At 64.8% G+C, this 26,376-nt stretch carries 31 protein-coding genes, 1 other RNA gene and 2 pseudogenes; 25 read left to right on the top strand and 9 right to left on the bottom strand.

The annotated features are described in order from the left end of the window. The first annotated feature begins 114 nt into the window (after positions 1-114). From ACQP2U_RS33705 to ssrA, 10 genes are all read left to right on the top strand, one after another. Positions 115-972, top strand: coding sequence for a helix-turn-helix transcriptional regulator (locus ACQP2U_RS33705; protein ID WP_433711173.1), 858 nt, complete (start codon positions 115-117; stop codon positions 970-972). A 64-nt stretch (positions 973-1,036) separates the two neighbouring features. Then, complete coding sequence (gene prfB / locus ACQP2U_RS33700) at positions 1,037-2,152, top strand: peptide chain release factor 2 (protein WP_433711172.1); 1,116 nt, start codon at positions 1,037-1,039, stop codon at positions 2,150-2,152. Continuing rightward, the gene (locus tag ACQP2U_RS33695) at positions 2,153-3,010 is read left to right on the top strand and encodes a mechanosensitive ion channel family protein (protein ID WP_397035428.1); all 858 of its coding nucleotides are present in this window, start codon (positions 2,153-2,155) and stop codon (positions 3,008-3,010) included. Positions 3,011-3,212: 202 nt separating this feature from the next. Continuing rightward, positions 3,213-3,893, top strand: a complete 681-nt coding sequence (gene ftsE, locus ACQP2U_RS33690; RefSeq protein WP_373283207.1) for a cell division ATP-binding protein FtsE — start codon at positions 3,213-3,215, stop codon at positions 3,891-3,893. After that, positions 3,893-4,798 (top strand): permease-like cell division protein FtsX, encoded by a 906-nt coding sequence (ftsX, locus tag ACQP2U_RS33685; RefSeq protein ID WP_433711171.1) that lies wholly within the window; start codon positions 3,893-3,895, stop codon positions 4,796-4,798. Before ftsE ends, ftsX begins: the two co-directional genes overlap by 1 nt. Positions 4,799-4,961: 163 nt before the next feature. After that, the gene (gene recQ / locus ACQP2U_RS33680; protein WP_433711170.1) at positions 4,962-6,848 is read left to right on the top strand and encodes a DNA helicase RecQ; all 1,887 of its coding nucleotides are present in this window, start codon (positions 4,962-4,964) and stop codon (positions 6,846-6,848) included. Positions 6,849-6,996: 148 nt separating this feature from the next. Continuing rightward, positions 6,997-7,242, top strand: coding sequence for a hypothetical protein (locus ACQP2U_RS33675; RefSeq protein WP_397035424.1), 246 nt, complete (start codon positions 6,997-6,999; stop codon positions 7,240-7,242). A 51-nt stretch (positions 7,243-7,293) separates the two neighbouring features. Further along, a complete protein-coding gene (smpB, locus tag ACQP2U_RS33670) occupies positions 7,294-7,767 on the top strand; it encodes an SsrA-binding protein SmpB (RefSeq protein WP_040694424.1) in 474 nt (157 codons plus the stop codon). After that, complete coding sequence (locus ACQP2U_RS33665; protein ID WP_433711169.1) at positions 7,764-8,627, top strand: EamA family transporter; 864 nt, start codon at positions 7,764-7,766, stop codon at positions 8,625-8,627. Before smpB ends, ACQP2U_RS33665 begins: the two co-directional genes overlap by 4 nt. A gap of 256 nt (positions 8,628-8,883) precedes the next feature. Next, positions 8,884-9,254: a transfer-messenger RNA gene (gene ssrA, locus ACQP2U_RS33660) on the top strand. Positions 9,255-9,307: 53 nt separating this feature from the next. On the opposite strand, the gene ACQP2U_RS33655 is transcribed toward ssrA, so the two are convergent. After that, the gene (locus tag ACQP2U_RS33655; RefSeq protein WP_433711168.1) at positions 9,308-9,784 is read right to left on the bottom strand and encodes a hypothetical protein; all 477 of its coding nucleotides are present in this window, start codon (positions 9,782-9,784) and stop codon (positions 9,308-9,310) included. 387 nt (positions 9,785-10,171) lie between these two features. Here ACQP2U_RS33655 and ACQP2U_RS33650 point away from each other — a divergent pair, with 387 nt between their 5' ends. From ACQP2U_RS33650 to ACQP2U_RS33625, 6 genes and pseudogenes are all read left to right on the top strand, one after another. Continuing rightward, positions 10,172-11,299 carry a serine hydrolase domain-containing protein gene (locus ACQP2U_RS33650; protein WP_433711167.1) on the top strand — a complete coding sequence of 376 codons (1,128 nt, stop codon included), beginning with the start codon at positions 10,172-10,174 and terminating at the stop codon, positions 11,297-11,299. A 320-nt stretch (positions 11,300-11,619) separates the two neighbouring features. Beyond that, positions 11,620-11,964, top strand: coding sequence for a hypothetical protein (locus ACQP2U_RS33645; protein ID WP_433711166.1), 345 nt, complete (start codon positions 11,620-11,622; stop codon positions 11,962-11,964). Positions 11,965-12,141: 177 nt separating this feature from the next. Next, positions 12,142-12,240, top strand: a pseudogene (locus ACQP2U_RS33640) (excalibur calcium-binding domain-containing protein); the annotation flags it as partial. A 69-nt stretch (positions 12,241-12,309) separates the two neighbouring features. Beyond that, on the top strand, positions 12,310-12,603 hold the full coding sequence (locus ACQP2U_RS33635) for a hypothetical protein (protein WP_433711165.1): 294 nt from the start codon (positions 12,310-12,312) through the stop codon (positions 12,601-12,603). Positions 12,604-12,643: 40 nt separating this feature from the next. Next, positions 12,644-13,225, top strand: a complete 582-nt coding sequence (locus ACQP2U_RS33630) for a hypothetical protein (protein WP_433711164.1) — start codon at positions 12,644-12,646, stop codon at positions 13,223-13,225. Next, positions 13,198-13,539 (top strand): hypothetical protein, encoded by a 342-nt coding sequence (locus tag ACQP2U_RS33625; protein ID WP_433711163.1) that lies wholly within the window; start codon positions 13,198-13,200, stop codon positions 13,537-13,539. Before ACQP2U_RS33630 ends, ACQP2U_RS33625 begins: the two co-directional genes overlap by 28 nt. Before the next feature lie 54 nt (positions 13,540-13,593). Here ACQP2U_RS33625 and ACQP2U_RS33620 read toward each other — a convergent pair whose 3' ends face one another. Next, the gene (locus ACQP2U_RS33620) at positions 13,594-14,343 is read right to left on the bottom strand and encodes an SDR family oxidoreductase (protein ID WP_433711162.1); all 750 of its coding nucleotides are present in this window, start codon (positions 14,341-14,343) and stop codon (positions 13,594-13,596) included. Positions 14,344-14,445: 102 nt separating this feature from the next. On the opposite strand from ACQP2U_RS33620, the gene ACQP2U_RS33615 reads away from it, so the two are divergent. Next, the gene (locus ACQP2U_RS33615; RefSeq protein ID WP_433711161.1) at positions 14,446-15,309 is read left to right on the top strand and encodes a helix-turn-helix transcriptional regulator; all 864 of its coding nucleotides are present in this window, start codon (positions 14,446-14,448) and stop codon (positions 15,307-15,309) included. Between the two features lie 31 nt (positions 15,310-15,340). On the opposite strand, the pseudogene ACQP2U_RS33610 reads toward ACQP2U_RS33615, so the two are convergent. Together ACQP2U_RS33610 and ACQP2U_RS33605 are read right to left on the bottom strand one after the other, a co-directional pair. Continuing rightward, a pseudogene (locus ACQP2U_RS33610) lies at positions 15,341-15,493 on the bottom strand (hypothetical protein); the annotation flags it as partial. A 31-nt stretch (positions 15,494-15,524) separates the two neighbouring features. Beyond that, the gene (locus ACQP2U_RS33605) at positions 15,525-15,722 is read right to left on the bottom strand and encodes a hypothetical protein (protein ID WP_364345082.1); all 198 of its coding nucleotides are present in this window, start codon (positions 15,720-15,722) and stop codon (positions 15,525-15,527) included. Positions 15,723-15,833: 111 nt separating this feature from the next. On the opposite strand from ACQP2U_RS33605, the gene ACQP2U_RS33600 reads away from it, so the two are divergent. From ACQP2U_RS33600 to ACQP2U_RS33590, 3 genes are all read left to right on the top strand, one after another. After that, the gene (locus ACQP2U_RS33600; RefSeq protein WP_433711160.1) at positions 15,834-16,226 is read left to right on the top strand and encodes an ankyrin repeat domain-containing protein; all 393 of its coding nucleotides are present in this window, start codon (positions 15,834-15,836) and stop codon (positions 16,224-16,226) included. Positions 16,227-16,290: 64 nt separating this feature from the next. Beyond that, positions 16,291-17,595 (top strand): glycosyltransferase 87 family protein, encoded by a 1,305-nt coding sequence (locus ACQP2U_RS33595; protein WP_433711159.1) that lies wholly within the window; start codon positions 16,291-16,293, stop codon positions 17,593-17,595. A 39-nt stretch (positions 17,596-17,634) separates the two neighbouring features. Continuing rightward, positions 17,635-18,543 carry an EamA family transporter gene (locus ACQP2U_RS33590; protein WP_433711158.1) on the top strand — a complete coding sequence of 303 codons (909 nt, stop codon included), beginning with the start codon at positions 17,635-17,637 and terminating at the stop codon, positions 18,541-18,543. Here ACQP2U_RS33590 and ACQP2U_RS33585 read toward each other — a convergent pair whose 3' ends face one another. After that, positions 18,544-19,458, bottom strand: coding sequence for a ubiquinol-cytochrome c reductase iron-sulfur subunit (locus ACQP2U_RS33585; RefSeq protein WP_433711157.1), 915 nt, complete (start codon positions 19,456-19,458; stop codon positions 18,544-18,546). A gap of 247 nt (positions 19,459-19,705) precedes the next feature. Here ACQP2U_RS33585 and ACQP2U_RS33580 point away from each other — a divergent pair, with 247 nt between their 5' ends. From ACQP2U_RS33580 to ACQP2U_RS33570, 3 genes are all read left to right on the top strand, one after another. Then, positions 19,706-20,614, top strand: coding sequence for an NADP-dependent oxidoreductase (locus ACQP2U_RS33580; RefSeq protein WP_433716661.1), 909 nt, complete (start codon positions 19,706-19,708; stop codon positions 20,612-20,614). Positions 20,615-20,711: 97 nt separating this feature from the next. Then, positions 20,712-21,425: a helix-turn-helix domain-containing protein gene (locus tag ACQP2U_RS33575; protein WP_433711156.1), complete on the top strand. Its 714-nt coding sequence runs from the start codon at positions 20,712-20,714 to the stop codon at positions 21,423-21,425. Between the two features lie 96 nt (positions 21,426-21,521). Beyond that, positions 21,522-21,887 (top strand): META domain-containing protein, encoded by a 366-nt coding sequence (locus tag ACQP2U_RS33570; RefSeq protein ID WP_433711155.1) that lies wholly within the window; start codon positions 21,522-21,524, stop codon positions 21,885-21,887. Here the strand turns inward: ACQP2U_RS33570 and ACQP2U_RS33565 are convergent. Both ACQP2U_RS33565 and ACQP2U_RS33560 read right to left on the bottom strand, forming a co-directional pair. Beyond that, positions 21,884-22,486 carry a TetR/AcrR family transcriptional regulator gene (locus ACQP2U_RS33565; protein WP_433711154.1) on the bottom strand — a complete coding sequence of 201 codons (603 nt, stop codon included), beginning with the start codon at positions 22,484-22,486 and terminating at the stop codon, positions 21,884-21,886. The genes ACQP2U_RS33570 and ACQP2U_RS33565 overlap by 4 nt on opposite strands. A 27-nt stretch (positions 22,487-22,513) precedes the next feature. Further along, on the bottom strand, positions 22,514-22,957 hold the full coding sequence (locus ACQP2U_RS33560) for a MarR family winged helix-turn-helix transcriptional regulator (protein ID WP_433711153.1): 444 nt from the start codon (positions 22,955-22,957) through the stop codon (positions 22,514-22,516). An 81-nt stretch (positions 22,958-23,038) separates the two neighbouring features. Here ACQP2U_RS33560 and ACQP2U_RS33555 point away from each other — a divergent pair, with 81 nt between their 5' ends. Together ACQP2U_RS33555 and ACQP2U_RS33550 are read left to right on the top strand one after the other, a co-directional pair. Further along, positions 23,039-24,199, top strand: a complete 1,161-nt coding sequence (locus ACQP2U_RS33555) for an MFS transporter (protein ID WP_433711152.1) — start codon at positions 23,039-23,041, stop codon at positions 24,197-24,199. A 113-nt stretch (positions 24,200-24,312) separates the two neighbouring features. Further along, entirely contained in the window at positions 24,313-24,603 is a 291-nt protein-coding gene (locus ACQP2U_RS33550; protein ID WP_174415132.1) for a hypothetical protein, read from the top strand. Here the strand turns inward: ACQP2U_RS33550 and ACQP2U_RS33545 are convergent. Together ACQP2U_RS33545 and ACQP2U_RS33540 are read right to left on the bottom strand one after the other, a co-directional pair. Further along, positions 24,600-25,142: a thioredoxin family protein gene (locus tag ACQP2U_RS33545; RefSeq protein ID WP_433711150.1), complete on the bottom strand. Its 543-nt coding sequence runs from the start codon at positions 25,140-25,142 to the stop codon at positions 24,600-24,602. The genes ACQP2U_RS33550 and ACQP2U_RS33545 overlap by 4 nt on opposite strands. Before the next feature lie 39 nt (positions 25,143-25,181). Continuing rightward, positions 25,182-26,114: a threonine/serine dehydratase gene (locus ACQP2U_RS33540; RefSeq protein WP_433711149.1), complete on the bottom strand. Its 933-nt coding sequence runs from the start codon at positions 26,112-26,114 to the stop codon at positions 25,182-25,184. Between the last annotated feature and the right edge of the window lie 262 nt (positions 26,115-26,376).

Below are 26,376 nucleotides of genomic sequence, written 5' to 3'. Positions count from 1 at the left end.
CCTTCGGCGCCGGCCGCGCTTGTACCGTCGAGGTGTGAACGAGCATCCGCGAGTGAGCCATCACCACACTGCGCCGTTGCGAACGACGAAACCGACCGGCAGCGAGGCGCAGTCGTGAGCGACAACGAGTTGGGCCTGTTCCTGCGCACCCGCCGCGAGGCGGTGACTCCGGCCGAGGTCGGCCTGCCCACCGGGCCGCGCCGCCGAACCCCCGGCCTGCGTCGTGCTGAACTGGCAACTCTCGCGGGTGTGAGCGTGGAATACATCACACGCCTCGAGCAGGGGCGCGACCGCCGCCCCTCACCGCCGGTGCTGTCCGCACTCGCCGACGCCCTCGCCTTGACGCCGAACGAACGCATCCACCTGCACCGTCTCACCAAGGGCGCCGATCCGGGATTCAGCTGCATGGGCGGTGCGCAACCGCCGCGCGAAGTACGTCCGGCGGTCCGCGCCATCCTCGATCACTTGGAACCCGCGCCCGCGCTGGTCGTCAACCGACTGCGCGAAGTGCTCGCCTGGACCGAGGGATACGAACGCCTGATGGCGCCGATCGGACTGCTCGATAACGAACACCACGCCAATCTCGCCCTGTTCGCGTTCACCGACCCTCGGGCCCGGACCGCCTATCAAGACTGGGACCACATCGCCGACGAACTGGTAGCCGCATTGAAACAGGGCCCGTTCCGCAGCGACCCACACATCGCCGCCCTGGCCGACGAACTCACCGTCGCCGCCGGTGCCGAGTTCACTCGCCGCGTCGAATCCGTGCCCAGCCTCGCCGCCGCCACCGGCACCACCCGCCTCGCCCACCCCGCGGCAGGCAACCTCCGCCTCACCTACGAAACCCTCGAACTATCCGCCGACGACGACCAGCAGCTCATCGTCTACCTCCCCGCCGATGACGCCACCGCGGCCGCCCTCGACTCCCTCGCCGGTCGTCGCCCAGGTGGGCTGCGCGCCGTCTCCGGCTGAGGACGCCACCCCCGCGCCACCGCGTGTTTCACCGTCTTCACCCCGCCCAGTAGGCTTGAGCATCGTGCATCCTGACGTCTCCGCTGACCTCGCCGAACTCGACGCCACGCTCAAGACCGTCGAGTCGGTCCTCGATGTCGAGGAGCTGCGTCGACGGATCGATGAACTCGAGCATCAGGCCGCCGATCCCGATCTGTGGAACAACCAGGAGCACGCGCAGCAGGTCACCAGTGAGCTGTCGCATGCGCAGAGCGAGTTGCGCCGGGTCGAGGAACTGCGCCAGCGCCTCGACGATCTGTCGGTGCTATACGAATTGTCCGAGGAAGAGGAGGGCGAGGCCAGGGTGGCCGCGCTCGCTGATGCCGATGCCGAGCGGGCCATGCTGCACAGCGACATGGAGGCCATGGAAGTCCGCACGCTGCTCTCGGGTGAGTACGACAAGCGTGAGGCGCTGGTCAATATCCGTTCCGGCGCGGGTGGTGTGGACGCCGCCGACTGGGCGGAAATGCTGATGCGCATGTACATCCGCTGGGCGGACCGGCACAAGTACTCGGTCGAGGTCTACGACACCTCCTACGCCGAAGAGGCGGGCATCAAGAGCGCCACCTTCGCGGTGAAGTCGCCGTATGCCTATGGCACCCTCTCGGTGGAGATGGGCACGCATCGTCTCGTTCGCATCAGTCCGTTCGACAATCAGGGCCGCCGCCAGACCTCCTTCGCCGAGGTCGAGGTGCTACCTGTGGTCGAGACCACCGACCACATCGAAATTCCGGAGGGCGAGATCCGCGTCGACGTCTACCGTTCCTCGGGTCCCGGTGGCCAGAGCGTCAACACCACCGACTCAGCGGTGCGGCTCACACATATCCCGACCGGCATCGTCGTGACTTGTCAGAACGAGAAATCCCAGCTGCAGAACAAGATTTCGGCCATGCGAGTGCTGCAGGCCAAACTGCTGGAACGCAAGCGGCAGGAGGAGCGCGCCGAAATGGATGCGCTCAAGACCAACGAGGGCGCGTCCTGGGGGAACCAGATGCGTTCCTACGTGCTGCATCCGTACCAGATGGTCAAGGATCTGCGCACCAACTACGAAGTCAACAATCCGACTGCCGTGCTCGACGGCGATATCGATGGTTTCATCGAATCCGGAATTCGTTGGCGAATGCGAGAGCAGGCGAGCTAGTTGGACGTACCCCAGGCCTTCTCCACCTCCACCGACTTCACCACCTGGCTGCGGTCCTCGGGTCTAGAGATCGTCCTACTGATCATGGGTGCGGTGCTGTTCAGCCGATTCGCCACCTTTGTTCGGGATCGGATCACCCGCAGGATCGACTCCGGTTTCCGCAGCAGCGACGCACTCGTGCGTTCCGAGGCGGCTAAACATCGGCATGCCTTGGCCCAGGTTGTCACCTGGGTGGTGCTGACCGTCGTCTATGTGCTGGTCGGTATGGAAGTGCTGCGGCGGATGGGTTTCGCGGTCACCGGTCTGGTCGCGCCCGCGGCCGTACTCGGTGCCGCGCTCGGCTTCGGCGCACAGCGGATCGTGCAGGACATCCTTGCCGGGTTTTTCCTGATTACCGAGCGGCAGTACGGATTTGGTGATGTGGTTCGCATCGCTGTCACTGGATCTGCGGAGCAGGCCGAGGGTACGGTCGAGGACGTCACGCTGCGGATCACCACACTGCGCAATGCCGACGGCGAGGTGATCACCGTGCCCAACGGCCAGATCGTCAAGGTGACGAATCTGTCGAAGGATTGGGCGCGCGCCGCGATCGACGTTCCGGTTGCGGCCAGCGTCGATATCACCAGGATCAACGAGATCCTGCACGAGGTCGGTACAAAGGCGTACGAGGACCGCAGATTGAAGCCGCTGCTGCTCGACGAGCCCTCCGTGATGGGCGTCGAAGATCTGACAGTGGACCAGATGAACATCCGAATGGTTGCCCGAACATTGCCGGGCAAGCAGTTCGAGGTCGGTCGCGAGCTGCGGGTGCGAGTCGCCGCGGCATTGCGCCGGGAGGGAATCAGTGAGACCACGTAGATCCACGGCGATCCTGATGGCATCATGGGTCGCCACGTTCGTGTTGTACCTGTTCGTCAAACCCGATCAACCGATCGTGACATCGCCCGAAAAACTCAACACCGTTCCGGTAGTGATGAATACGGCCACGCCGGGTCATTGACCATGATGTAGCTGGTGGCTGCACGCCGGTTGCTGGTTACACTGGCCAACCGTGATCGCTATGCGGAACGTGACCAAGTCGTATCTGACCTCGACGCGACCCGCGCTGGACAACGTCACCGTCGATGTGGGCAAGGGCGAATTCGTCTTCATCATCGGCCCGTCCGGTTCGGGCAAGTCGACCTTCATGCGACTGCTGCTCAAGGAAGAGGCCCCGACCGCGGGCGAGATCCGGGTCGCCGACTTCCGGGTCGACCGGCTGCCCGGCCGGAAGGTGCCGAAGTTGCGTCAGCGCATGGGTTGCGTTTTCCAGGACTTCCGGCTGCTGCAGCAGAAGACCGTCGCCCAGAATGTGGCGTTCGCGCTGGAGGTGATCGGCAAACGGCGCCAGTTCATCGACCGGACCGTCCCCGAGGTGCTCGATATGGTGGGACTCGGCGGTAAGGCCGATCGGCTGCCACACGAACTGTCCGGTGGCGAGCAGCAGCGTGTCGCGATCGCGCGGGCCTTCGTGAACCGTCCGCTGGTGCTGCTCGCCGATGAGCCGACCGGCAACCTCGATCCCGACACCAGCGGCGACATCATGCTGCTGCTCGAGCGGATCAACCGCATCGGTACCACCGTGGTGATGGCCACACACGACAATCACATCGTCGACGCGATGCGTAAGCGAGTGGTGGAGTTGGATCGGGGCCGGCTGATCCGCGACGACGCGATCGGCGTCTACGGGGTAGGTCGATAATGCGCGCTGGATTCCTGTTCAACGAGGTCCTGACCGGCCTGCGCCGCAATGTCACCATGACCATCGCGATGATCCTGACCACCGCCGTATCGCTGACCATGCTCGGCGGCGGTCTGCTCGCGCTGCGAATCGCGGATAAGACCCAGAACTACTTCATGGACCGGGTCGAGATCCGGCTCTACCTCACCGACCTGGTTTCGGCGAGCGATCGGGACTGTTCGCTGAATCCGTGTCAGCAGCTGATGTCGGATCTGAAGAAGACCGATGGTGTGGTGTCGGTGCAGTTCGTCAACAGCGATGAGGCGATGAAGGAAGCCACCGAGGTGACCTTCAAGGACCAGCCCGAAATGCTGGACATGATCAAGGACACCCGCCTGCCCGCGTCCTTGCGCGTGAAGATGACCGACGCCGATCAGTACCCGCGGATCTACCAGACGTTCAACGGTAAGGACGGGATCCAGAGCGTCCTCAACGACAAGGACACCGTGGACCGCTTGGTCGGGGTGTTCGACGGCCTGCGGAACGCGGCATTCGCGCTGGCGGCGTTGCAGGCATTGGCGGCACTGCTGTTGATCGCGAATATGGTGCAGATCGCGGCGTTCAGTCGCCGCGAGGAAGTCGGCATCATGCGGATGGTCGGTGCGACGCGCTGGTACACCCAGTTGCCATTCCTGCTGGAAGCGGTGGTCGCGGCCTTGGCCGGGTCGATTCTGGCGGTTGTCGGGTTGTTCCTCGCGCAACCGTTGGTGGTGAATCGTGGGCTCGGTGCGCTGTTCAACAGCAATGTCTTCCCGCATCTCGCGGGTGAGGACATCGCGCTGGTCTCACTGACCATCGCGCCGCTCGGCATCGTGTTTGCCGCGATCACCGCCTACGGCACGTTGCGTTACTACGTCCGGGACTGACAACTCGCGCTGACGGCCTCGGTGTAGCTTGTGCGAGGCCGTCAGGGGACCCCCGCGCGGTGATCGAAATTGGTTGTCCACATGTGGACAACTCGGCCGGTCACCTGGGATCCGCGCCGATGTAGGGGTTCGGTTGTCCGACCGCGCTCGTAGGATGGGCCGCGTGGAATACCCCGATGCATTCGCGGCTGTATTGACCGACGGCGCCCCGGTCGCCGAATCCGGTGCGGCACAAGAGGTTCTACGCCGGGTGTTCGGCTATGACAGCTTCCGCGGTGATCAGCGGGAGATCGTCGAGCATGTGGTCGGTGGCGGGGACGCGCTGGTGCTCATGCCGACCGGCGCGGGCAAGTCGCTGTGCTATCAGGTGCCCGCGCTGGTGCGTCCGGGCGTCGGCGTGGTGGTGTCCCCGCTGATCGCATTGATGCAGGATCAGGTGGACGCACTCAGCGCACTCGGCGTGCGCGCCGGATTCCTGAATTCGACGCAGTTCCCGGATGAGCGGCGGATGGTCGAGGCGCAGTTCGTCGCCGGGGAGTTGGATCTGCTGTATCTCGCGCCCGAGCGGCTGCGGCTGGAGTCGACCGCCGCTTTGCTGGATCGCGGCAAGGTGGCGCTGTTCGCCATCGACGAGGCGCACTGCGTATCGCAATGGGGCCACGACTTCCGCCCCGACTATCTGGGCCTGTCGATGCTGCACGAGCGCTGGCCGGAGGTGCCGCGCATCGCGCTCACCGCGACCGCGACGGCGAAGACCCGCGACGAGATCATCGAGCGCCTCGACCTCGGCTCGGCCCGGCGTTTCGTGGCGAGCTTCGACCGGCCCAATATCCAGTACCGGATCGAACTCAAGAATCGGCCGGATCGGCAGCTGCTGGACTTCATCAACACCGAGCACGCCGGAGACGCTGGGATCGTCTACTGCCTTTCGCGCAATTCCGTGGAGAAGACCGCGGCCTTCCTCACCGAGAACGGCGTCGAGGCGGTTCCGTATCACGCGGGTTTGGATTCGCGCACCCGCGCCGCCAACCAGGCGCGGTTCCTGCGCGAGGACGGCCTCGTAGTGGTCGCGACGATCGCATTCGGCATGGGCATCGATAAACCCGACGTTCGCTTCGTCGCCCATCTCGATCTGCCCAAGTCCGTGGAGGGCTACTATCAGGAGACCGGGCGTGCGGGACGGGACGGGCTGCCGTCGACCGCGTGGATGGTCTACGGACTCGCCGATGTGGTGCAGCAACGCAAGATGATCGACTCCTCCGACGGTGATGCTACCCATCGCAGGCAATTGCAGTTGCATCTGGACGCCATGCTCGCGCTGTGTGAAACGGTGTCCTGCAGGCGAACTCAGCTACTGGCCTACTTCGGACAGTCGGGACAGTCGTGCGGCAATTGCGATACCTGCCTGACCGCGCCGGAGACTTGGGACGGCACCGTGCCCGCACAAAAGGTGCTCTCGACGGTGCTGCGGCTGAAACGTGAACGCGGACAGAGTTTCGGCGCCGGCCATATCGTCGATATCTTGCTCGGCAAATCGAATCCCAAAGTGCTGCAGCATGATCACCACGAGCTGAAGGTCTTCGGCATCGGCACCGATCTGCGCGATGTCGAATGGCGCGGTGTCATAAGGCAATTGCTCGCACAGGGACTACTCGCCGTGCATGGCGACTACGGTGTGCTCATCCTCACCGAGGCCAGCAACGAGGTGTTGTTCGATGGCCGGGAAGTGCTTCTGCGCCGCGAACCGGAGCGTGCGGTCAAACCGGCTAAGACACCTAAAGCGGCCAAGGGCAAGTCCGTGGCTGCCGATCTGGCTTCCGCGGACATGCCGGTCTTCGAGAAGCTGCGCGAATGGCGGGCCACGACAGCCAAGGAACAGGGTGTACCCGCCTACGTCGTCTTCCACGACGCGACGCTCCGAGAGATCGCCGCGCGCAAGCCCGTGAGCCTGTCCGAGCTCGCGACGGTCGGCGGTGTCGGCGAGAACAAACTCGCCAAGTACGGCGAAGGAGTACTCGCGGTATTGGCCGGAGAAGTGAGCAACGCGTGATCGGGCAATGCGTGCACACCATCGACCGCAGGGTGCTAACAGTCGATCTCGTGATCGGTGGTGCCAGTGAGGCATTTGCGCGCCGAATTGCCTGAATCGCAATGAAATTGCGCGGCGTCGAACCGGTTTCGCGGCTAGCGTGCAAGATATGCATTCCGGTGATGGCCCCACCGACGACGGGCCCGACCTGGGCGGCTCGCCGTCCACGGACCCTGGTGATCCGCCGCCGCATCGGCGCGGCACCCATGACCCCGCGGTGGAATCGGTGTGGCTGCGCCGCACCCCGCCGTTACCGCCGCGCCCGCGCGGCATACCACGCATGACCACGGTCTTGCTGGTCGCGGCCTTCATCGCGGTACTCCTGCTGTATCTCGCGGTCCGGCCGGGTGGCTAGAGCAACAGGCGCGGAATAATTCGGTTGCCGAGTCACTTAAGGTTGACCGTTATGAAGGAACAGGGGCGCAAGGTCATCGCGACCAACCGCCGGGCGCGGCACAACTACACGATCCTGGACACCTACGAGGCCGGGATCGCGCTGGTCGGTACCGAGGTCAAGAGTCTGCGCGAGGGTAAGGCCTCGCTGGTGGACGCCTTCGCGACCGTCGACAACGGCGAGGTGTGGCTGCGAGGTCTGCACATTCCGGAATTCAGCCACGGCACCTGGACCAACCATTCGCCGCGCCGGGTGCGCAAGCTACTGCTGCACAAGCGCGAGATCGAGCGGCTGGTGGGCAAGTCGCGAGAGGGCAACCAGACTTTGGTGCCGCTATCGATGTACTTCTCCGACGGCAAGGTCAAGGTCGAACTCGCGCTCGCCAAGGGTAAGCAGGACTACGACAAGCGACAGGATCTGGCCAAACGCACCGCTGAGCGCGAGGTCACCCGGGAATTGGGGCGGCGGATCAAAGGCATGCGTTGACCGCTGTTCTACTGGCGCTGGTGGCCGCGGTCGGCTACGGCGTGAGTGATTTTTTCGGTGGTGTTGCGTCACGGCGGGTGACCGCGCTGCGCGTCGTTGTCGTCTCTTATCCGATGTCGACGCTATTCGTCCTCGCGCTGTTACCACTGGTCGGTGGAACCCCGGACACCGCATCGATGCTGTGGGGACTGGCCGCGGGTGTCGCGAGCGGCTTCGCGGTGTGGTGGTTCTATGCCGCGCTGGCCGGCGGCCCGATGGCGGTGGTGTCGCCGCTGACCGCCCTGTTGGTTGCCGGAATTCCGGTGCTGGTCGGTCTGTTGATCGGCGAACGTCCGGGTCCACTCGCCATCGCCGGCATCGTGTTCGCACTCGGCGCGGTGTATCTGGTGAGCCGCGAGTCGCCCGATGACGTCACCGAGGAGATCACCGGTGGGCGTGAGCTGCGCTTCACCAGGAAAGTCGCGCTGCTCACCGTCGGCTCGGGCGCGGCGTTCGGCCTCGCCTTCGTGTGCCTGCACGAAACCCAGGCGAGCGCCGGGGTCTGGCCGCTGCTGGCCCAACGCGGCGCCGCGAGTCCGATGGTCTGGCTCATCGCGCTATCAGCGGGGGAGTTGCGGCCGCTGCGCGGTGAACCATTGCGGTTGGCGGCCTATATCGCGGTGCTGGACACCATCGCGAACGCCGCGCTGCTGTATGCATTCCACGGTTCGCTGCTCTCGCTGGTCAGCGTGATCGGCGCGCTGTACCCGGCCGCGACCGTCCTGCTGGCGATGGCCCTACTCGGGGAGCGGGTCGGGCGACAGCAGCAGTTCGGGATGGTTTTGGCGCTCGCGTCGGTTGGATTGATCGCGGCGGCCTGATCGCCGTCCGCACACCCAGCGAAGCGGAACTCGCCACCCTCCAAGATCAAGGCGCACTCATGGCGGAACGGTCCCGGGCCGGTGCCGTCATAGCTTCCCGTTGATCTTGGTCCGACGCGCGTAGCAGGCCGGGGACAGCCCAGATGCGACCGCATCCGTGGAGGTCGGAGGCGTGATACGCGCCGCATGGATAATGGAATGAACGCGGCATGGCCGAGTGTTAAAGTAACTAGCCCGACAAGGTGTCGGGACGTACGGGGCTGAACGGTTTCGACTGCGTACGTAGATTTAGGGGAAGCGTGTCGGTGCAGGCAAGAGACCACCGTAAGCGTCGTTGCAACCAATTAAGCGCCGATTCCAATCAGCGCGAGTACGCCCTCGCTGCCTAAGTAGCAGGCGTCTCTGTCAGTCCGGGTTCGTCCCTCGACCCGGGTACTGGCATCAGCTAGAGGGAATTACCGTCCGGCTCGGTCGCGGAGTCGGACGGGACATCCAACAGCGACTGGGATCGTCATCCGAGCTTGTTCGCGAGACCCGGAGATCCAAGTAGAGACCTAGCGAACTGCACACGGAGAAGCCCTGAAGACGCGGCGGAGGACCCGGGTTCGATTCCCGGCAGCTCCACGAAAGGCCCGGTCCGCACGGACCGGGCCTTTGTCGTTTCGGTTGATCGTTCGGGACTAGACGCACACTCCGCCGAGGTTCACCGCGGTGACATTGGTGTACCCGGCTGCTGGTTGGTAGTCGGGGAGGCCGTCGTAGTAGACGGCGCTGACGATGTGCTGGCCCGCGATATCCGGAATCCAGAGGATGCTCGCGGTGCCGTTGGAGACCGGGACGGTTCCGACGATGTTGCCGCCGAGGCCGGGCAGGCGGCTGGTGAATTCGACAACACCGCTTTGTACCGGGGTGCCATCGGGGCGCTGCACCCGCGCCTGCGCAGTCTGTCCGCAGCCGACCGACGCGATACTGGTCGTACCGAGTGTCGGGCCGGTCATCACCACCGAGAGGGTCGGGGCGATCGCCGCATTCGCTTGGGGTGCAAAGGTTGTCGGTACTGTCAGACACGCCGCCGCCAGCGCCACACCGGCCGCGCCGCGCGAGAGTCCGCCCATCATGCCTGCCCTGCCTTTCGCTGTGCCGACCGGGCCCCTCATGGCCCGGCGTAGGTTGTCGCACGGTACCTGAGACGTCGATCACGTTGAGGCAAGCCGCGCCGAGAATTCCGGGAAAGCCGTTCACGGGTGAACTGTTGCTACGACCTGATGACCCGGGATGTCCAGTCCGAGCTGAGGGAGCCCCGCATTCCCGCCCGAAACCGCGTCGCACGGAGTTAGTGTTGCACCGCGCCACATAGCCACGTTCCAGCAAACCGCGAATGGAGCGTTATGGGACACAGGACGGGTATCGCCGCGTACATTGCAGCCGGGCTGTTGATCGTCACGGGTTGCGCAACATCGACGGACTCCACCGGAACTTCCTCGCGATCGACTTCGCCCGAGCCCGCGTATGCCGCCGCTCTTCTGCCGGTGATAACCACGTTGATGAAGGACAACGCCATTCCGGGCGCTGTTGTGATCGTCAAATCGCCGAAGCAGGGCAATTGGACCGCGGCATTCGGTACTCGAGCCATCGACTCGAATGAGCCGATGGCTGTTGACGATTACTTTCGGGTCGGCAGTAATACCAAGACGATGACGTCGACGGTCATCCTGCAGTTGGTGCAGGAAGGCAAGCTTTCGCTCGATGATCCCATCGACAAGTATTGGCCCGGCGTGCCGAACGGTGATCGGATCACGATAGCTCAGCTCAATGAAATGCGAAGCGGGCTATACAGTTACACGTTCGACCCGCAGTTCGATGCCGCGCTCGACAACGAGCCGCAGAAGGTGTGGACACCCGAGGAATTGCTGGCCATCGCGTTCGCGCACCCGGTGAACTTCCAACCCGGGGAAAAGTTCGAGTACAGCAATACCAACTTCATCCTGCTCGGGCTGGTCATCGAGAAGCTCACGAAAACGACGGCCACTGAGAGCTTTCAGCAGCGAATCTTCGAGCCATTGGGTCTGAAGCACACATCACTGCCCGCGCCAACAGACTCCTCGATTCCGGAGCCCCATCCCCAGGGCTATGCCTTCGGCACCAACGTTTCCACCATCGATACCTACGCGCTTCCTCCCGCGCAACAAGCCGAGGCCGTCGCAGGCACCCTGAAACCGGGCAACCAAACAAATATCAATGTGTCGTGGGCGTGGACCGCTGGTGGTGCGATCTCGACGGCGGACGATATGGCGACATATGTGAAGGCACTCGTCGGCGGTGGCCTGCTGGATGCGAAGATGCAGAAGATTCGGTTGGACAGCATCGCGCCGATCGATCCGGCGAATCCGGACCAGGCGGGATACGGTCTCGGCATTGTGCGTTTCGGTACCCACCTCATCGGCCACGACGGTCAGCTACCGGGGTTCATGACGTTCATGGGCCACGATCCGGCATCGGATATCACCATCGTGGTCGCCACGAACCTCGCGACGGTTCCTTCGGGTGAGGGATCCGCCCTTGTGCTGGTCAAAGGCATGCTGCCGACCTTCTACGGTGCTGATGCCCTACCGGGCAAAGCGACCGCGAGCCCGACGAGCAGTTCCGCCGAAACAACGACGAGCGGTCGATGACAGATGCCATTGGCGAGCGTCCGCGGCGTGATCTGGTCGGCACGTGGGAAATCGGCTGCCTATCGCCGCGCCATACACCGAATGCGGCAGCGCTGAGATCGTCTGCAGCGGATGATGTCCATGATTCGTGAGGCTTCGGGCTTGCTGTTCGCGGGACAGTCGAATTCTGTGCTCGGTGGCTGTGATCCGAGCCGAGCAGATGGCAGCGACGACGATCGTGACGGTCAACGCAATGCTGGAAACCGCGTGAGCTGGAATTTACGCGCCGACGATCGGGCCCGGAAGATAATGCGACGTAGCGGGCACATGAGGAGGAAGCCGTGCGGTATCAGGCCGGGGTGGATGCGACGTTGCGAGTCACCGTCGACTTCACCGATACGGCGCGTCGAACGCTCGACATCTCGTGGTCGGCCGCCAACGCATCGGCCGCCCGCAAGAAGTTCGAGTACGCGCGAATCTTCCTGGTGGCGCTGGATAATGATCCGCAGCGGATGTACCTCGACCTCGTGGACCGACGGCCGTCGGCATCAGTGCCACTGCCCGCTGAATTGACCGACGGCGAGTACGCCATCGAAGTCGACGCCTATGGCAGCGCGAGCTGGGGTGATGGGCGGCTGGACGCACGCGGCCGCAGTGCCTCGTTCACGATCGGCTCGCGCGAATAGCGACACATACACCCAAGGCTTTCGTAACCCAGTCGGCCGCAACCGAACACCGGCTAGGGCCGAAGGTACGAAGCGGCACCGTCTGCCACGCCGCCCACTACGGCGGCTGTTCCGCGATCCGTTGTCCCACAACCCGTCGCCACTACCGCTCCGGCGAACGTCTACTACCCCAACTGCGATGCCGCTCGCGCTGCGGGTGCGGCGCCACTGCACCGCGGCGATCCCGGCTATCGCTCGAAACTCGACCGCGACAACGACGGAATCGCTTGCGAGTAGCGGACCGCCGCCTCGATTCCGCCGCGATCAGGGTTCTGCTTCCACCACTGTCGGCGTAGCCTCGGATCTGTGCTGCGCCGCCAGCAGATGCACCAGCTCGATCAGAATGCCTACGGTTATGAGTCCGAGCACCTGATCATTTCGCGGTGGGCAGCCCGTGAATCGCAGGTCGATCGGCTCAGCGCCGAGTTCGTCGATCAGGGCCCGGCTGTCCGGCGCGACGATCGCGTTTGTGGTGGACGTGATGACAACGACCACAAAATCTTCGATCCTCAATCGAAGACTCTGGTCGCAGACCGGCACCGCGCCCCTACGGGCGACATCCTGGCCTGCCGCGGTGTTGATACATCAGATTGGTTGTGAATCGATGCAATTCGCTAGTTCGAACCGTAACCCTGGGGAAATGACCGCGATGCGGCTTGGTAACCGTACGTGGTCGATTCTGCGGGTCGCCTGCGCGGGCGTTGGCATCAATTCCACAGACGCCCAACTACTTCGAGTGACGGGGGAGATCGACTACCGGCTGCCCGGCGGTGTGTTGGCGCGGATCGCTGCGCCCGGACAGGACGGTGCCGCCAAGCGTGCGGTCGATGTCGCCCGATGGTTGGCGGCCGCCGGAATCATAGCGGCACAAGTGGTTTCGGATATTCCCCAGCCGGTAGTGGTGGACGGTCGCGCGGTGACCTTCTGGCATGAGTTGCCGCGGCACCGCGCGGGCACACCCGCGGAGGTGGCCGCGGCGCTGACACGTTTGCACGGACTCGCGTCGCCGGCCGATACGGAAATCGGACAGGTGGCGCCCTTCGTCGGACTCGATGAACGCATCGACGCCGCACACACCATGAGCACGGACGACAGATCCTGGATGCGTAGGCATTTGGCGGAACTGCGCGGTCGCTGGGCCGCGCTGCCGACCGGTCGACGTCCGTCATCCATGGTTCGGCGTGGAGCGGCAATGTGGTTGCCGCGGAGGACGGCAGCGTGATCCTGCTCGATACCGGGCTGCTGTCGTTCGGTCCGCCGGAATGGGATCTGGTGCATGCGGCGATCGAATGCGCGTCGTTCGGCTGGATCACCGATGCGCAGTATGCCGAGTACTGCCGGGCCTACGGCAGTGATGTGATGCGCTGGGACGGCTTCTATCTGCTGCGCGATATCCGGGAGTTCCGGATGGCCACCATGGCCGCGCAGGCAGCGGCCGCGAATTCGGAGTACCAGGAGCAGGCGGATCTGCGCCTGGGCTGTGTGCGTGGCGATATCGGCCCACGGGTGTGGGACGGGTGGACGGCGCTGTCATAACGTGCTGGCGCCGCCGAGCGGCGGACGTACGGGAGGGCGTCCGCCGCAGCGCGTTCAGCCCTGCTGGGTCGGCACGACGATGAGCTCGGCCACATTGACCCTTGGCGGTGCGGCGACGGCGTAGGCGATCGCATCGGCGATATCGTCCGAACGCAGGATTTCGAGTTCGCTGCGCCATTGGGTGAGCCCGACGCGCTGTTCTTCATCGCGCATACCGGCGCCGAGTTCGGTTTCCACGAAACCGGGCTCGATATTCTTCACCCGGACACCGCGCGGGCCGAATTCCGCGCGCAGATTGCGGGTCAGGTGGGCAACCGCGGCCTTCGTCGCGGTGTACACGCCGTAGTTGGGGAATACGGTGTGTCCACCGATCGAGCCGACATGGACTAGATCCGCGCGACGACCGTCGCGTGCGGCGGCGACCAGGTCATCGATGAAAGCCCTTCCGGTGTAGAGCAACCCGTTGATGTTGGTGCCTACCATTTGATCCCATTCGTCGGTGTCCGCGGCTTCGAACGGCGCGGCGAGCATGACGCCCGCATTCGCGACCACCAGATCGACCGGACCGAATGCCGCGCGCACCGTCGCCGCGGCATCGCGCACGGATCGCTGATCGACCACATCGGCGACCACCGCGAGGGTCGGTCCACCGATCTCGGCGGCCAGTTCTTCGATCCGATCCTTACGGCGGCCGAGCAGGGCCACCCGTGCGCCATGGTGTGCGAGCTGTCGGGCGGTGGCGGCGCCGATACCACTGGACGCGCCGGTGACGACCGCGGTGCGGCCTTCGAGGTTATTTGTCATGAACACCACATTCGTATCCGCCACGGCCACCCGCCAGGCTGCGGACTTCCTGGTAGTCGCAGGGCCACCCAGGTCCGCCCGGGTTGTCCTACCCTCGGGTACATGGACTCCGAGAACCGATTGGGCGTATTCCTGCGCGCCCGCCGCGAACTAGCGCGTCCGGAGGAGTTCGGGATTCCGGGCGGCGGGCAACGGCGGGTAGCCGGACTGCGTCGCGAGGAAGTGGCCATGCTCGCGGGCATGAGTGCGGACTACTATGTGCGGCTGGAGCAGGGGCGCGATAAGCATCCGTCCGAGCAGGTTGTCGCGGCATTGGCCCGGGTCTTCGCGTTGGACGAGGAGGGGGTCGCGCATCTGCGGGAGTTGGCGCGGCCGACGGCTCGGCGCAGGCGGGCAACGCGACGGCCCGAGCGGGTTGCGCCCGGGCTGCTGCGCCTAATGGATTCCTGGCCGAATACGCCCGCATTGGTCCTGGGCCGACATATGGATGTGCTTGCCGCGAATCCACTGGCCACCGCGGTAAATTCCTGTTCGGCCAAGGGCGTCAATATGGTACGGGCGATCTTTCTGGACCCCCAGGCACGTGAGTGTTATGCCGACTGGCCCACCATTGCCGCCGATACCGTTGCCAGTCTGCGTGCCACCGCGGGCACCGATCTCGACGATCCACGCCTGACCGAACTGGTCGGAGAGTTGACGCTGAAGAGTGAGGATTTCCGGCGGCTGTGGGCCCGTCATGACGTGCGAGCGAAAACCGCAGGCGTCAAACGTTTTCGCAACCCGTTGGTCGGCGATCTCACGCTGTCGTACGAAACCTTTGCCGTCAACGGTGCTCCGGGCCAGATCCTCATCGCCTATCACGCCGAGCAGGATTCGGCCGATGAGCACGCGCTCGCGCTACTGGGCATGATCGTCGCGGGTAATGTGCACGAATCCCCTTCCGTACCAGCCGATTCTGATAACTGATTCCTCGCCACCTCGCTCGATCAACGATTTGTCACCAAAACCGCTGAGCAACTCGAGATCGTCGACGGCATCGAGTGTTATACCGGCCGGAAATACCGCCAGCCACATAACAAGACGGATCAATGCCGAGTTCGTCGCCGAGTCGATCCCCGGTCCGTTCGAAGACCGCCAACGCATCGGCCTGCCGACCCGCCGCCGTAGTTCTGGTGGATCGGCTAACGACTGTGCGGCAGAATGCCGAGTGTCACGGCCAGTCCGGCCGCGATGCACCCGGCGGCCGCCGCGCTGGTCGGGAAGGAACGGGTAATGGTGGCGATGCCGGCCACGAAAATCAGGCAGGTTGCCGAGGCCAGCAGCGCGGTTCCGCGATCGACACCGGCGCGCCGGTGAATTCGCTTGTGCGTCACTGTCATGTTCAGGGAGTACCCGATCGCCGAGTTATGAAACTGTTATCGGCCGCGACAGGCCGAATCATTCCGTGACAACTGCCGTCTCCGGCGTACCTCGAGTGGTAGGACTGGCAGATGGGCAATGACGAGACGGACGCGGACCTGATCGAACTCGCCACCAAGATCTTCGATCTAGCTCGGCACGGCGATACCGAGCAGCTCACGGCGTACCTCGATGCCGGTGTCCCGGTGAACCTCACCAACGACCATGGCGACACGCTACTCATGCTGGCCGCCTACCACGGTCATCAGGACGTGGTACGAGTGCTGCTGGCCCGCGATGCCGACCCGAACCGCGCCAATGACAAAGGACAGACACCGCTGGCCGGTGCCGTCTTCAAGGGCGAGACCGAGATCCTGCGCGCCCTGCTCGACGCCGGTGCGGATCCGGATGCCGGGACACCGTCCGCGCGGGCCGCGGCGGCCATGTTCGGCAAGAACGATCTGCTGAGCTTGTTCGGGGCGTGACCGATTGCCATGAGCACGAACGCCGATTCGGCTGCGTTCGGGCGGATCGGTATAGTCGCCGCGGATGAGTAGTGTCACCACCCCAGATAGGTCCAAGCCCGTGAACCGACGATTCGGGCGCGCGGTGTGGCTGGTGCCGGTGCTGCTCGTCGGCTTCGCCACCTGGTGCCTGCTGGCGCCGCTGTGGCCCTTCCATCGGATCACCGGTGGGTTCATCGACCTGCAGGTGTACCGGCTCGGTATCGAGGCGCTGCGCGATGGCGCGGATATGTACGGTCAGCTGCCGCAGACCACCATTGGTATCGGCCTGCCGTTCATCTATCCCCCGTTCGCCGCGCTGGTGCTGAGCCCGTTCGCACTGCTGCCATGGGACGCCGCGGCCTTCACCTTCTTCATCTCCTCGACGCTAGCGCTGGCCGTGACGCTCTATCTGGTCGCGCGGCGGCGCTGGCCCGAGCGCGGCGGATTGCAGCTCGCATTGCTCGCCACCTGCTGTGCGACCCCGCTGGCCATGTTGCTGGAACCGGTCCGGTCCACGCTGGACTTCGGACAGGTCAATCTGCTGCTGATGGTGTTGGTCGTCGCCGACGCGCTGACCGCGAAGCCGAAGTGGCGGCGCGGCATGCTGGTCGGCGTGGCCGCCGCGATCAAGCTGACACCGGCCGCGTTCGTGCTCTACTTCCTGGTGCGCCGGGACTATCGCGCCGCGATCACGGCCGCGATCACCGGTGCGGTGGCGACCGCGCTCAGCTTCGCGATCCTGCCCAAGGAATCGGTCAACTACTGGTTCGGCGGGCTCGGCAATGTCTCCGGGCTCAGCGGCTCCTCCTTCCATACCAACCAGTCGATCCAGGCTGTGCTCGCCCGCTTCGGCGTGGAGAAGCCGCTGTTCACCGTGCTGTGGCTGCTGCTGAGTGCGGCGCTGCTCGCGCTGGTGGTCCCGGCCATGCGCCACGCCGCCGAGGTGCCCGCACTCGCGCTGTCCATCAATGCCGTCTTTACGCTGCTGGTCTCGCCGATCTCCTGGTCGCACCACTGGGTGATGATCGCGCCCGCGCTGTTCGCGATGGTCTGTTACGCGACCACACTGCCGCGCCGTCGGGCGATCGGCTGGTATGTGGCAATCGTGCTCACCGCCGCGGCATTCGTCTACGGGCCGCAGAATTGGTTGCCCGGCGATAATCGCCGCGAATTGGCTTGGACGCCTTGGCAACACCTGTGGGGGAACACCTACGTGTGGTTGAGCGTGTTGCTGGTGGTTGCGTACCTCGTTGCCAGCAGGCGGGCGAAGTCGCAGGTGAGCGAACGCGATTGCGCGCCGAAGGACATCGATCTAGTCGATCTGGCAGGTCCCCGCCCGGCGGCCTGACCGTTTCTGGGATGCTGGGCTTTTGGACGGAGGTGCCGCGTGGTCGCGATCGATATCGAACGGAATCCGAAGTCGGCGTGGCCGCTGGCGCCCCTGCGTGCGGTGCACGCGCGCGGGCTCGGCGGGGTGCCGCCGACGGCATTGGTGCTGATCGGGATCGTCAGCGTACAGGTCGGTGCGGCACTGGCCAAACAGCTGTTCACTGCGACCGGAGCCGCGGGTGCGGTCACACTGCGACTGTTCTTCGCCGGGGTGGTGCTGTTGGTCGTCTGGCGCTCCTCGCTGCGAATCGAGCGGCGCGCGCTGCCGGTCGTGCTCGGCTACGGCACCGTACTCGCCTCCATGAATCTGTGCTTCTATCAGGCCATCGACCGGATTCCGCTGGGTATGGCGGTCACCCTGGAATTCTTGGGGCCGCTCACCGTCGCGCTGGCGGGCTCACGGCGATGGACAGATCCCGTGTGGGCGGTGCTCGCCGGCGGCGGCGTGCTGCTGCTGACCAAGGCGGGCGGTGATGTCGGCTGGTCGGGTGTGCTGTTCGCGCTGGCCGCGGGAGCCCTGTGGGCGAGCTACATTCTGCTGAGCGCCGCACTCGGTGACCGGACCAGCGGCGGTGGGGGATTGGCCATCGCGATGGCCTTCGGCGGTGTGCTCATGGTCCCGGTCGGCATTGCCGACGCGGGGGCGACCCTGTTCCAGCCGTCGGTCCTCGCCGCCGGTTTCGCGGTCGCGATGCTGTCGTCGGTGCTGCCGTATTCCGTGGAACTCGAAGCGCTGCGGCGCATCCCACCGCGCGTCTTCGGCGTACTGATGAGCCTGGAACCGGCGGCCGCCGCACTCGCCGGACTGATCGTCCTCGGCCAGATCATGCATGCGGCGCAATGGGCTGGCGTCATCTGCGTCGTGGCGGCCTCCATCGGAGCGACCCGCACAGCGCGGCGGAAATAGTCAGCAGCCCGCACTACCCGGGGCGAAAATCGGGACTTCACACCACCACGGCTTGATCATTGGCGGTGTCGCCGGTGCGCCGGCGACGATCCAATCGCCCTGTAGGGATACCTCACGGGGTGACAGCGGTTCGTTTGCCGGACCGGTGGCGACGGATCCGTCCAGATGGAATTTGCTACCGTGACAAGGGCAATTGATGGTGCCGCCCGCGATTTCGTTGAGGGCACAGCCCTGGTGTGTACAGATCACCGAGAAGCCTTGGTAATTACCGGGATTCGCTTGGGTCACGACAGTGTCACCGAGGATGACGCCGGAGCCGACCGGCACATCCGCGGCGCGGGCGATGGCGTTCTCCGGTGCGCCCTCCTCGACCTGCGGCGCCGGTGCGGGTTGCTCCTGCACCTGTTGACGAGTGGCGGGTAGCGGTGCGAACGCGCCCGCGACGATCCATTCGCCCTGAACCGAGATGGCGCGCGCGGCGAGCGGTTGGGTGGCCGGACCTGTGGCTACGGAGCCGTCGAGATTGAATCTACTGCCGTGGCAAGGGCAATTGACGGTGCCCGCGCTGATCGTGGCGACCGCACAGCCCGCATGCGGGCAGATGACCGAAAATGCCTGGTAGTCGCCAGGACTCGGTTGGGTGAGGACGGTATCGCCGAGTAGCACGCCGGAACCGATCGGGACATCGGCGGTACGGATAAGTGCGGTGCCGGGCACTGGTTCCGGCCCGGCCTGTATCTCGACGGCGGAAGGCGGCGGTTCGGCGGCGATCGAACTCGACGACGTCGGCGCTGCGGTGGAAGTGGGAGTGGCTTGGTTCGAGGGACTTTCGCTCGTCGAACAGGCCGCGACAACTGCCGCGGCTCCTGCTCCGATGACGATCGTTCGACGGTTGACATGTTCGACGCTCATCATGACCTCGGCGTTGTCGGCTCGTTGTGGTAGGTGTTACGAGATGGCCGCCGATTCGGTTCGAGGTCGTTTCGGATACTTGCCGATTTGGCGCTGCCTACCGCCCGGGTGAGACTGGAACCGGGCGGGGCAGCCACCGGCCATTGAACGGAACACTTCTGAGACCAGAGGTAGGTGTTCGATGAGACTATCCTGAGAAAATACGGCGGCGCTACCCGTAAGCGCGCGCTGTGACCCGTAGGCTGGAATGATGCGGGCGATTGCGTTCTACGAATTCGGCGGTCCGGACGTACTGCAGATCGTCGACATCCCGATCCCGGAACCTGGTCCTGGGCAGGTCCGAGTGGAGGTGCGGACCACCGCGGTGAATCCGGTGGATTGGAAGATCCGTTCCGGCGCAGTATCTTTCGGCGAACCGACGTTTCCGCAGTATCCGGGTGGTGAGATCGCCGGTGTGATCGATGCGGTCGGTCCTGATGTCACCGGCGTGGCGGTTGGCGATGAGGTACTCGGCTGGGCTGTCGCGGCGTACGCCGAATACGCCCTCAGCAATGCCGTCGCGAAGAAACCCGAGGAATTGTCCTGGCCGGATGCCGCATCGCTCCCGGTCGCGGTGTCGGCGGCGGAGAAGTCATTGGCGGCACTGAAAATACAGTCGGGCGACACGCTGCTCATCAACGGTGCGTCCGGTGCGGTGGGGTCGATGGCGGCGCAACTGGCAGCGGCCGAGGGAGCCACCGTAATCGGCACCGCATCCGCGGCCAATCAGGACATTGTGCGCGAAATCGGCGCCACCCCGACCACCTACGGTGCCGGTCTGGTCGAGCGCGTGCGCGAACTCGCGCCCAACGGCATCGACGCCGTCTTCGATGCGGCCGGATACGGTGTGCTGCCCGCCGCGATCGAATTGCGTGGCGGCACCGACCGCATCGTGACGATCGCCGACCCGGCCGCCAGCGATCTCGGCATCACCTTCCTCGCCGGTACCGGTGCCCAGCGGCCGACCGAACTGCTCCACCAGGTCGCCGAGCGGGTCGCCAGCGGTACGTTCCGGCTGCCCGGCCCGGCGCGGACCTTCCTGCTCGAGCGTGCCGCAGCCGCCCATGAGGAGAGCGAAAAGGGGCGTGGCCCAGGCAAGGTCGTCCTCAACGTGAGCTGACCCCGTCCCGGAACGCCTTGTTGCGAACGACAACCGGCGTACCATCTTCTCTTGCCGTGTACCGATAGGAGCCGCGGCAAGGAGGAGGACGGGCGCGATGGCCGGTAGTCCATCGACGGACGGCACGGGCCGCGGTGTGCTCGATGCCGGTTTCCAGATCCTGGAGGCCATTTCAGCGGCACCCGAGGGCTGTGGACTCTCGCAACTGGCCCGCACCACCGGATTGGCGAAGGCCACCGCATATCGGCTGGCCGAACAATTGGTGGCGCTCGGTGCCGTGCAGCGGGTAGAGCAGCGTTATTTCGTCGGCGAGCGCATGGCGGAGCTCGGGCGACATTGGCAGGCCGCGCCGATCCTGCGCCGGGCCGCGCAACGACCGGCCCGGGTACTGTCCGCATTGACGAATTCGACTGTTGCGGTGTGCATTCTCGATGCGGGTGAGGTTCGGATGGTCTCCGGGATCAAGGGCGCGGAGTTTTTCGTAAATACCACCGTGGATCCGGAGTTGGTCTATCGCACCGCGTTGGCGCAGGTGCTGTTCGCGGGGCGCGTCGACAACACCGTCCCGCCGCCGAGCTATTCGGCCGCGGAATGGCAGCGTGTCTGCTCCGGAATCGTCGATGCGGGAATGGTTTCCGTCGACCATCACAAGCTCATCGCCGGGATATGTTGTGCCGCAGCGGCTATCCGTCAACCGGGCATGTGTGATGCGGCCGCGATCTGCTGTATCTCCCTGTCCCAACAGTTTCCGCCGAATCTGCCCGGCCTGGTCGCACATACCGCCCGCGAAATCGAGAAGAATCTTCGCTGATCGGTTCGTTCAGTGGACCGGGCCGTTCCTGCATACTCGGCGGGCGCACCAGGATAGATGAGCTGTCGAACGCTGTGAGTAAGGGCCGATCCACCGATGCAAGACGCCGATCTCTGGGGCCACCGCTATGTCTCCTCATCCGTCACCGAGAATGGCCGACCACGATTCCTGGTCCGCGGCACCTGGATCACCCTGTGGTTCGTCGACGAAACCCGCCGCCTATCCGCCCATGCGGGCGCAAATACCGTGATGTTCGAGGTGGATCCCGATAGCGGTGTTCTGAAAACCAGATCCCCGTTCTCCACCGTGCTTTCCTACCCGCCGGAATTCGCCGACCAGGACTCCTGGCTCACCGAATTCCTGCTCCTCGCACCGACATGGACCACCACTGGCGACGGCACCCTCATCCTCAGCGACGACCGGACCAGGATCGAGCTGCAACAGACCGCCGACTGCCCCTAGGTCGCCGGAATAAGAAGGTTTTCGACAACTCGGCGGATCTTGGACACCGCATCGGATTCGCCGAGTCGCAGTGCGGTATTGGCGGCGCAGAGGACTGCGTCGATCTGGAAGGCTGCGAGATCGATATCCAGATCAGCGATTTCGCCCGAATCGACGGCATACCGGAGTTCGCGCGCGATGGTCGCTATCCAGTCGCGCTGATCGCGGACGAGGGCATCGCGCACCGGACCGGGACGACTGTCGAACTCCGCCATATTCGCGACCCGATAGCAGCCACCCGTGAACAGCGGGGCCTGAGCATAGACGATCCAGTGTTCGATCAGGGCGCGAAGTCGGGCCACTCCATGCGGTTGTGCGCGGGCGGGCTGGATGACGGCATCGACGAACATATCGCGGGCGAAGTCCAGCGCCGCTAGTTGCAGCGTCTCCTTGGTCTTGAACAGGGTCTGCACACCCGCCTTGCTGAGCCCGGTATCGCTCGCCAACTTGCCGAAGCTCAAACCCTCGAGACCGTCGAGGGAGGCGGTGTCGACCGCATGACGCAATACGAGCTGGCGGCTGCGGGCCCCGCGCAGCAGGCGCTTGTCCTCGGTAGTCATATCTAAAGAGTACGTCCGGCCGTATTGTTAAACAACGGGGCTCACCATTGCCTGCAGCAGATCGCGCAGGGTGCGCTGCTGCGCAGCGGTGAGTGAGGTCAGTGGCGATCGCGCCCCGAGCAGGTCGAGCGCCTCGGCGCGGCGCCGCTGCCCGGCCGCCGTCAGCACGATTTGTTTGGCGCGGCGATCAGTCGGATGTGGTTGTCGCCGAACGAGATCCTGCTGTTCGAGGCGGTCGAGCACGAAGGTCGCATTCGACGGTTCGCACGACATTCTGGCGGCCAACTCGCGTGCGGTAATCGGATCCGACAGTTCGCGCAGGGCGATGACCTGCGACGGCGTCATATCCAATGTCTCGGCGACGCGGCGTACATGCACGTCGAGGCGATGGGTGAACTGATGCACCAGCTTGCAGACATCCCGATCGATCTCGGTATCGACGGTGAGATTCGGTGACGCCTGCTCCATCATGCAGCCGAGTCTAGTGTCATGCTTCGAACTGTGATAGTTCTAGTTCAAATCATTTGAGTTGTAACTACCCGGAGTGGATATATGCGCCCTGCTGTCTTTGCGCTCATGCTGGTGGTCTTCAGCCTGACCACCGGGGAATTCGTCATCGCCGGAATCCTGCCCGAGGTGGCCGATGGTCTCGCGGTGTCGGTGCCCGCGGCGGGTCTGCTGGTGAGCGCCTATGCGCTGGGCATGATCGTCGGTGGCCCGGTGGTGACCGTGGCGACGGCGCGGCTGCCGCGCAAACCGCTCGTGGTCGGTTTGGTCGCGGTCGCGGTCGTCGCGAACCTGGGTTCGGCTCTCGCGCCTGACTATTCGACCGTGCTGCTGGCCAGATTCGCCGCAGGACTCGTGGTGGCAACGTTTTTCGCCGTCGCCATCGCAACGGTCGTCTCGACGGCCGAACCCGGGCGGGAGGCGTCCGCGGTGGCGCAGGTGTCGCTCGGCATGAATCTGGGCATTGTCGGCGGCACCCCGATCGGCGCGGCCATCGGCCAATCTTTCGGCTGGCGTGCGACATTCGTATCGGTCGCATTGTGCGCGGCCGTCGCGCTACTGCTCGTGCTGCGTTTCCTGCCGACGATGCCTGCGCCGTCGGGCGGATCGGTGTCCGGCGAGCTGCGCGTATTCACCGACCGTCGAGTGCAATTGGCGATCGCGCTCACCGCACTCGGCAATGTCGGTGTGGTGATGGTGTTTACGTACTTCACCCCGCTGCTCACCGAGGTGAGCGGTTTCGCGGCGGGTGTGGTTCCCGTGCTGCTGCTGACGTACGGCGCGGGCGCGGTGCTCGGCAATTATCTCGGTGGTCGGCTGGCCGATAAGGCGCTGATGCCATCGCTGGCGGGCCTGCTCGTCGCTCTCGCGGGCACGCTGGCGCTGCTCTGGGGCGTCGCGGAAATTCAATTGATTACGGTGGCATCGATTTTCGTGCTCGGCGTGCTGGCCTTCGCGGTCATTCCCGGTATGCAGACCCGCGTCGTGACCGCGGCGGGTGCAGCACCCACACTGGCAGTCGCGGTCAATGCCTCCGGATTCCAACTCGCCGCCGCATGCGCGGGCCGCATCGGCGGCTGGGCCATCGATGACGGACCGGGTCTGCGTTCGATATATTCGGTCGCCGCCGTGCTCACGGTCTCTGGTTCGGCGATGGCACTGTACATGCTGCGCCGTGATCGCAAACCCGCCTTGGAATCCAGCTGACGGGTATCTCGGTGAATCTGCTTGGTGCACAATCCGTCTCGAGTCGAGCCGCTATTATCTGGCTAGACGCTTACCAGCGTCGCCGATATCAGAAGAGGGGTACGACTGTGAGCATGATTCTCGCCGCGGCACATGACACGTATGGAGCAGTCCTGGCCCAACTCGGCAATCCGACACCGGAGGCGCCGCCCCTCGCGGACAAGATCCTGCAGATGGTGCGCTATTTCACCTGGTTCATCCTGCTGGCAGGCATTACCGCCATCACCTACGCGGGCGGACGGTTCGCCTGGGAGAAGTGGTCCGGTGGTGGCCTGCAGTCGCCGAAGATGGTGGCGGGAGCCATGATCGGCGGCGTCGTCGCGACCAGCGCGGGCACCATCATGAATGCCGTAATCGGCACCTAGGCACGCCATTTGATGGAGCAGCCCATGCTCGGCCGGTGCGGCTCGGGCACGGGTGCTCCGGTGCGTACCGCCTCGGCCGCGGCGCGTAATTCGTTGCCGGTCACCGGTTTACCGTTGCCGGGGGTGGATTCGTCGAAGGCGCCACGGTATGCGAGTTCGAGTCGCGCGTCGTAGAGGAAGAAGTCCGGCGTGCATGCGGCCCGGAAATCTCGACCGACCTGCTGTGTTTCGTCGATCAGGTAGGGGAACTTCCACCCCGCGCGATCGGCTTGTGCCCGTAGATGTTCCGGCGCGTCATCCGGATAGGCATCGGCATCATTGGTGCAGATCGCCACCGTCGGGATGGTCAATGTGCCGAGCACCTCGCCGAGCTTCGCCTCGAGGTGCCGCACATAAGGGCAGTGGTTACAGGCGAAGATGACCAGTAGCCCGGGCCCGTCCGCGTAGTCGGCACGGGTGTGCAGGTGACCGTCGAGGTCGGGCAGACTGAAGTCCGGAGCGGGTGTTCCGATCGGGACCATCAGGGATTGGACCGACATGAGGTGCCTCCATCCGAGTCGATATCGAGCGTAAACCGTTTATCGCGCCAGATCCGCCGGATCGGTATTGGCGCCGCACAGGACGACGCAGACCCGTTCGCCGGGTTCGGGTCGATAGGCCTTGGTGGTCAATGCCGCGAGAGCAGTTGCGGCGGCGTGTTCCACGGCCAGGCGGCGGTCCTGCCACAGGGCCATCCGGGCCGCGATGATGTCGGCATCGAGGACGAGCACCGACGTCACGTCATAGTTCTGCGCAGCGTGGAGTGCCAGTTCGGTGGCGCGGCGGGCGCCGAGGGAATCGGCGGCGACCGAATCGACCGACGCGTCGACGATACGTCCGGCCTGGATCGCATCGTGCAGCGCCCGACAGCGTTGCGGTTCCACCGCGATCGTCCGGGCGCCGTAGTGGTCCGCCGCCGTGGCGACCCCGGCGAACAGACCTCCGCCGCCGACCGCGACGACAACGGTGTCCAACCGAGGGAGCAGATGGTGGAGCTCCACCATGAGGGTGCCCGCGCCGGCCGCGATGTAGGGGTTGTCGTAGGCGTGCGAGGGCAAAGCCCCACTGGTATCGGCGAATTCGCGACAGGCGGCGAGTGCGTCCGCGTATTCGGTGCCGACCAGGCGCACATCCGCGCCGTAGCCGCGCAGTCGCTCGACCTTCACCTTCGGCGCGGTGGCTGGCAGGAATACAGTCGCCGGTACCCCCTGTTCGCGAGCCGCCCACGCGCACGCGAGTCCGGCGTTTCCGCCGGATGCGATGGTCACGCCCGCGTCCGGCAGCGTCGCGTCGTCCTGGTGCGCCCGGATGAAGTTCCGGGCGCCACGGGCCTTGAACGAACCGGTGTGCTGCATGAATTCCAACGCCAGCCATAGCTCACCGGTTGCGTCCCCGGGTGCGATGGCGACCGGCCGCACGTGCCCGGTGATCCGATCGGCAGCGGCCTTCACATCGCCGTAGCTCAGCTCCATTCGCACTCCTGTCCTCGGGTTGCTCATTGCTCATCCTGCCCTCTCCTCACGCGCTGGGGAGCGCCCGGTGCGGGAGGTCGAGCAGATCGGTGAGGTCGCGGTCGCAGAGCGCCTGATCGAAGACCCGTGGTGTCGCGCATGGTGAAGCCGTGGCGGGTAGCCCACTGAGGCGTAGCGGACGTGCGCCGCGGCGAGGGCGCTTTCCAAACGGGCGATCTGCTCCGGAGTATCGAATCATCTTGGCTCGCAGGGTCGATCAATA

The organism is Nocardia sp. CA-084685, from assembly GCF_050955785.1.
In the GTDB taxonomy this organism is placed as follows: domain Bacteria; phylum Actinomycetota; class Actinomycetes; order Mycobacteriales; family Mycobacteriaceae; genus Nocardia.
Note: the sequence above shows the minus strand (reverse complement) of the source record. Positions and strands in the feature narration are given on the sequence as shown.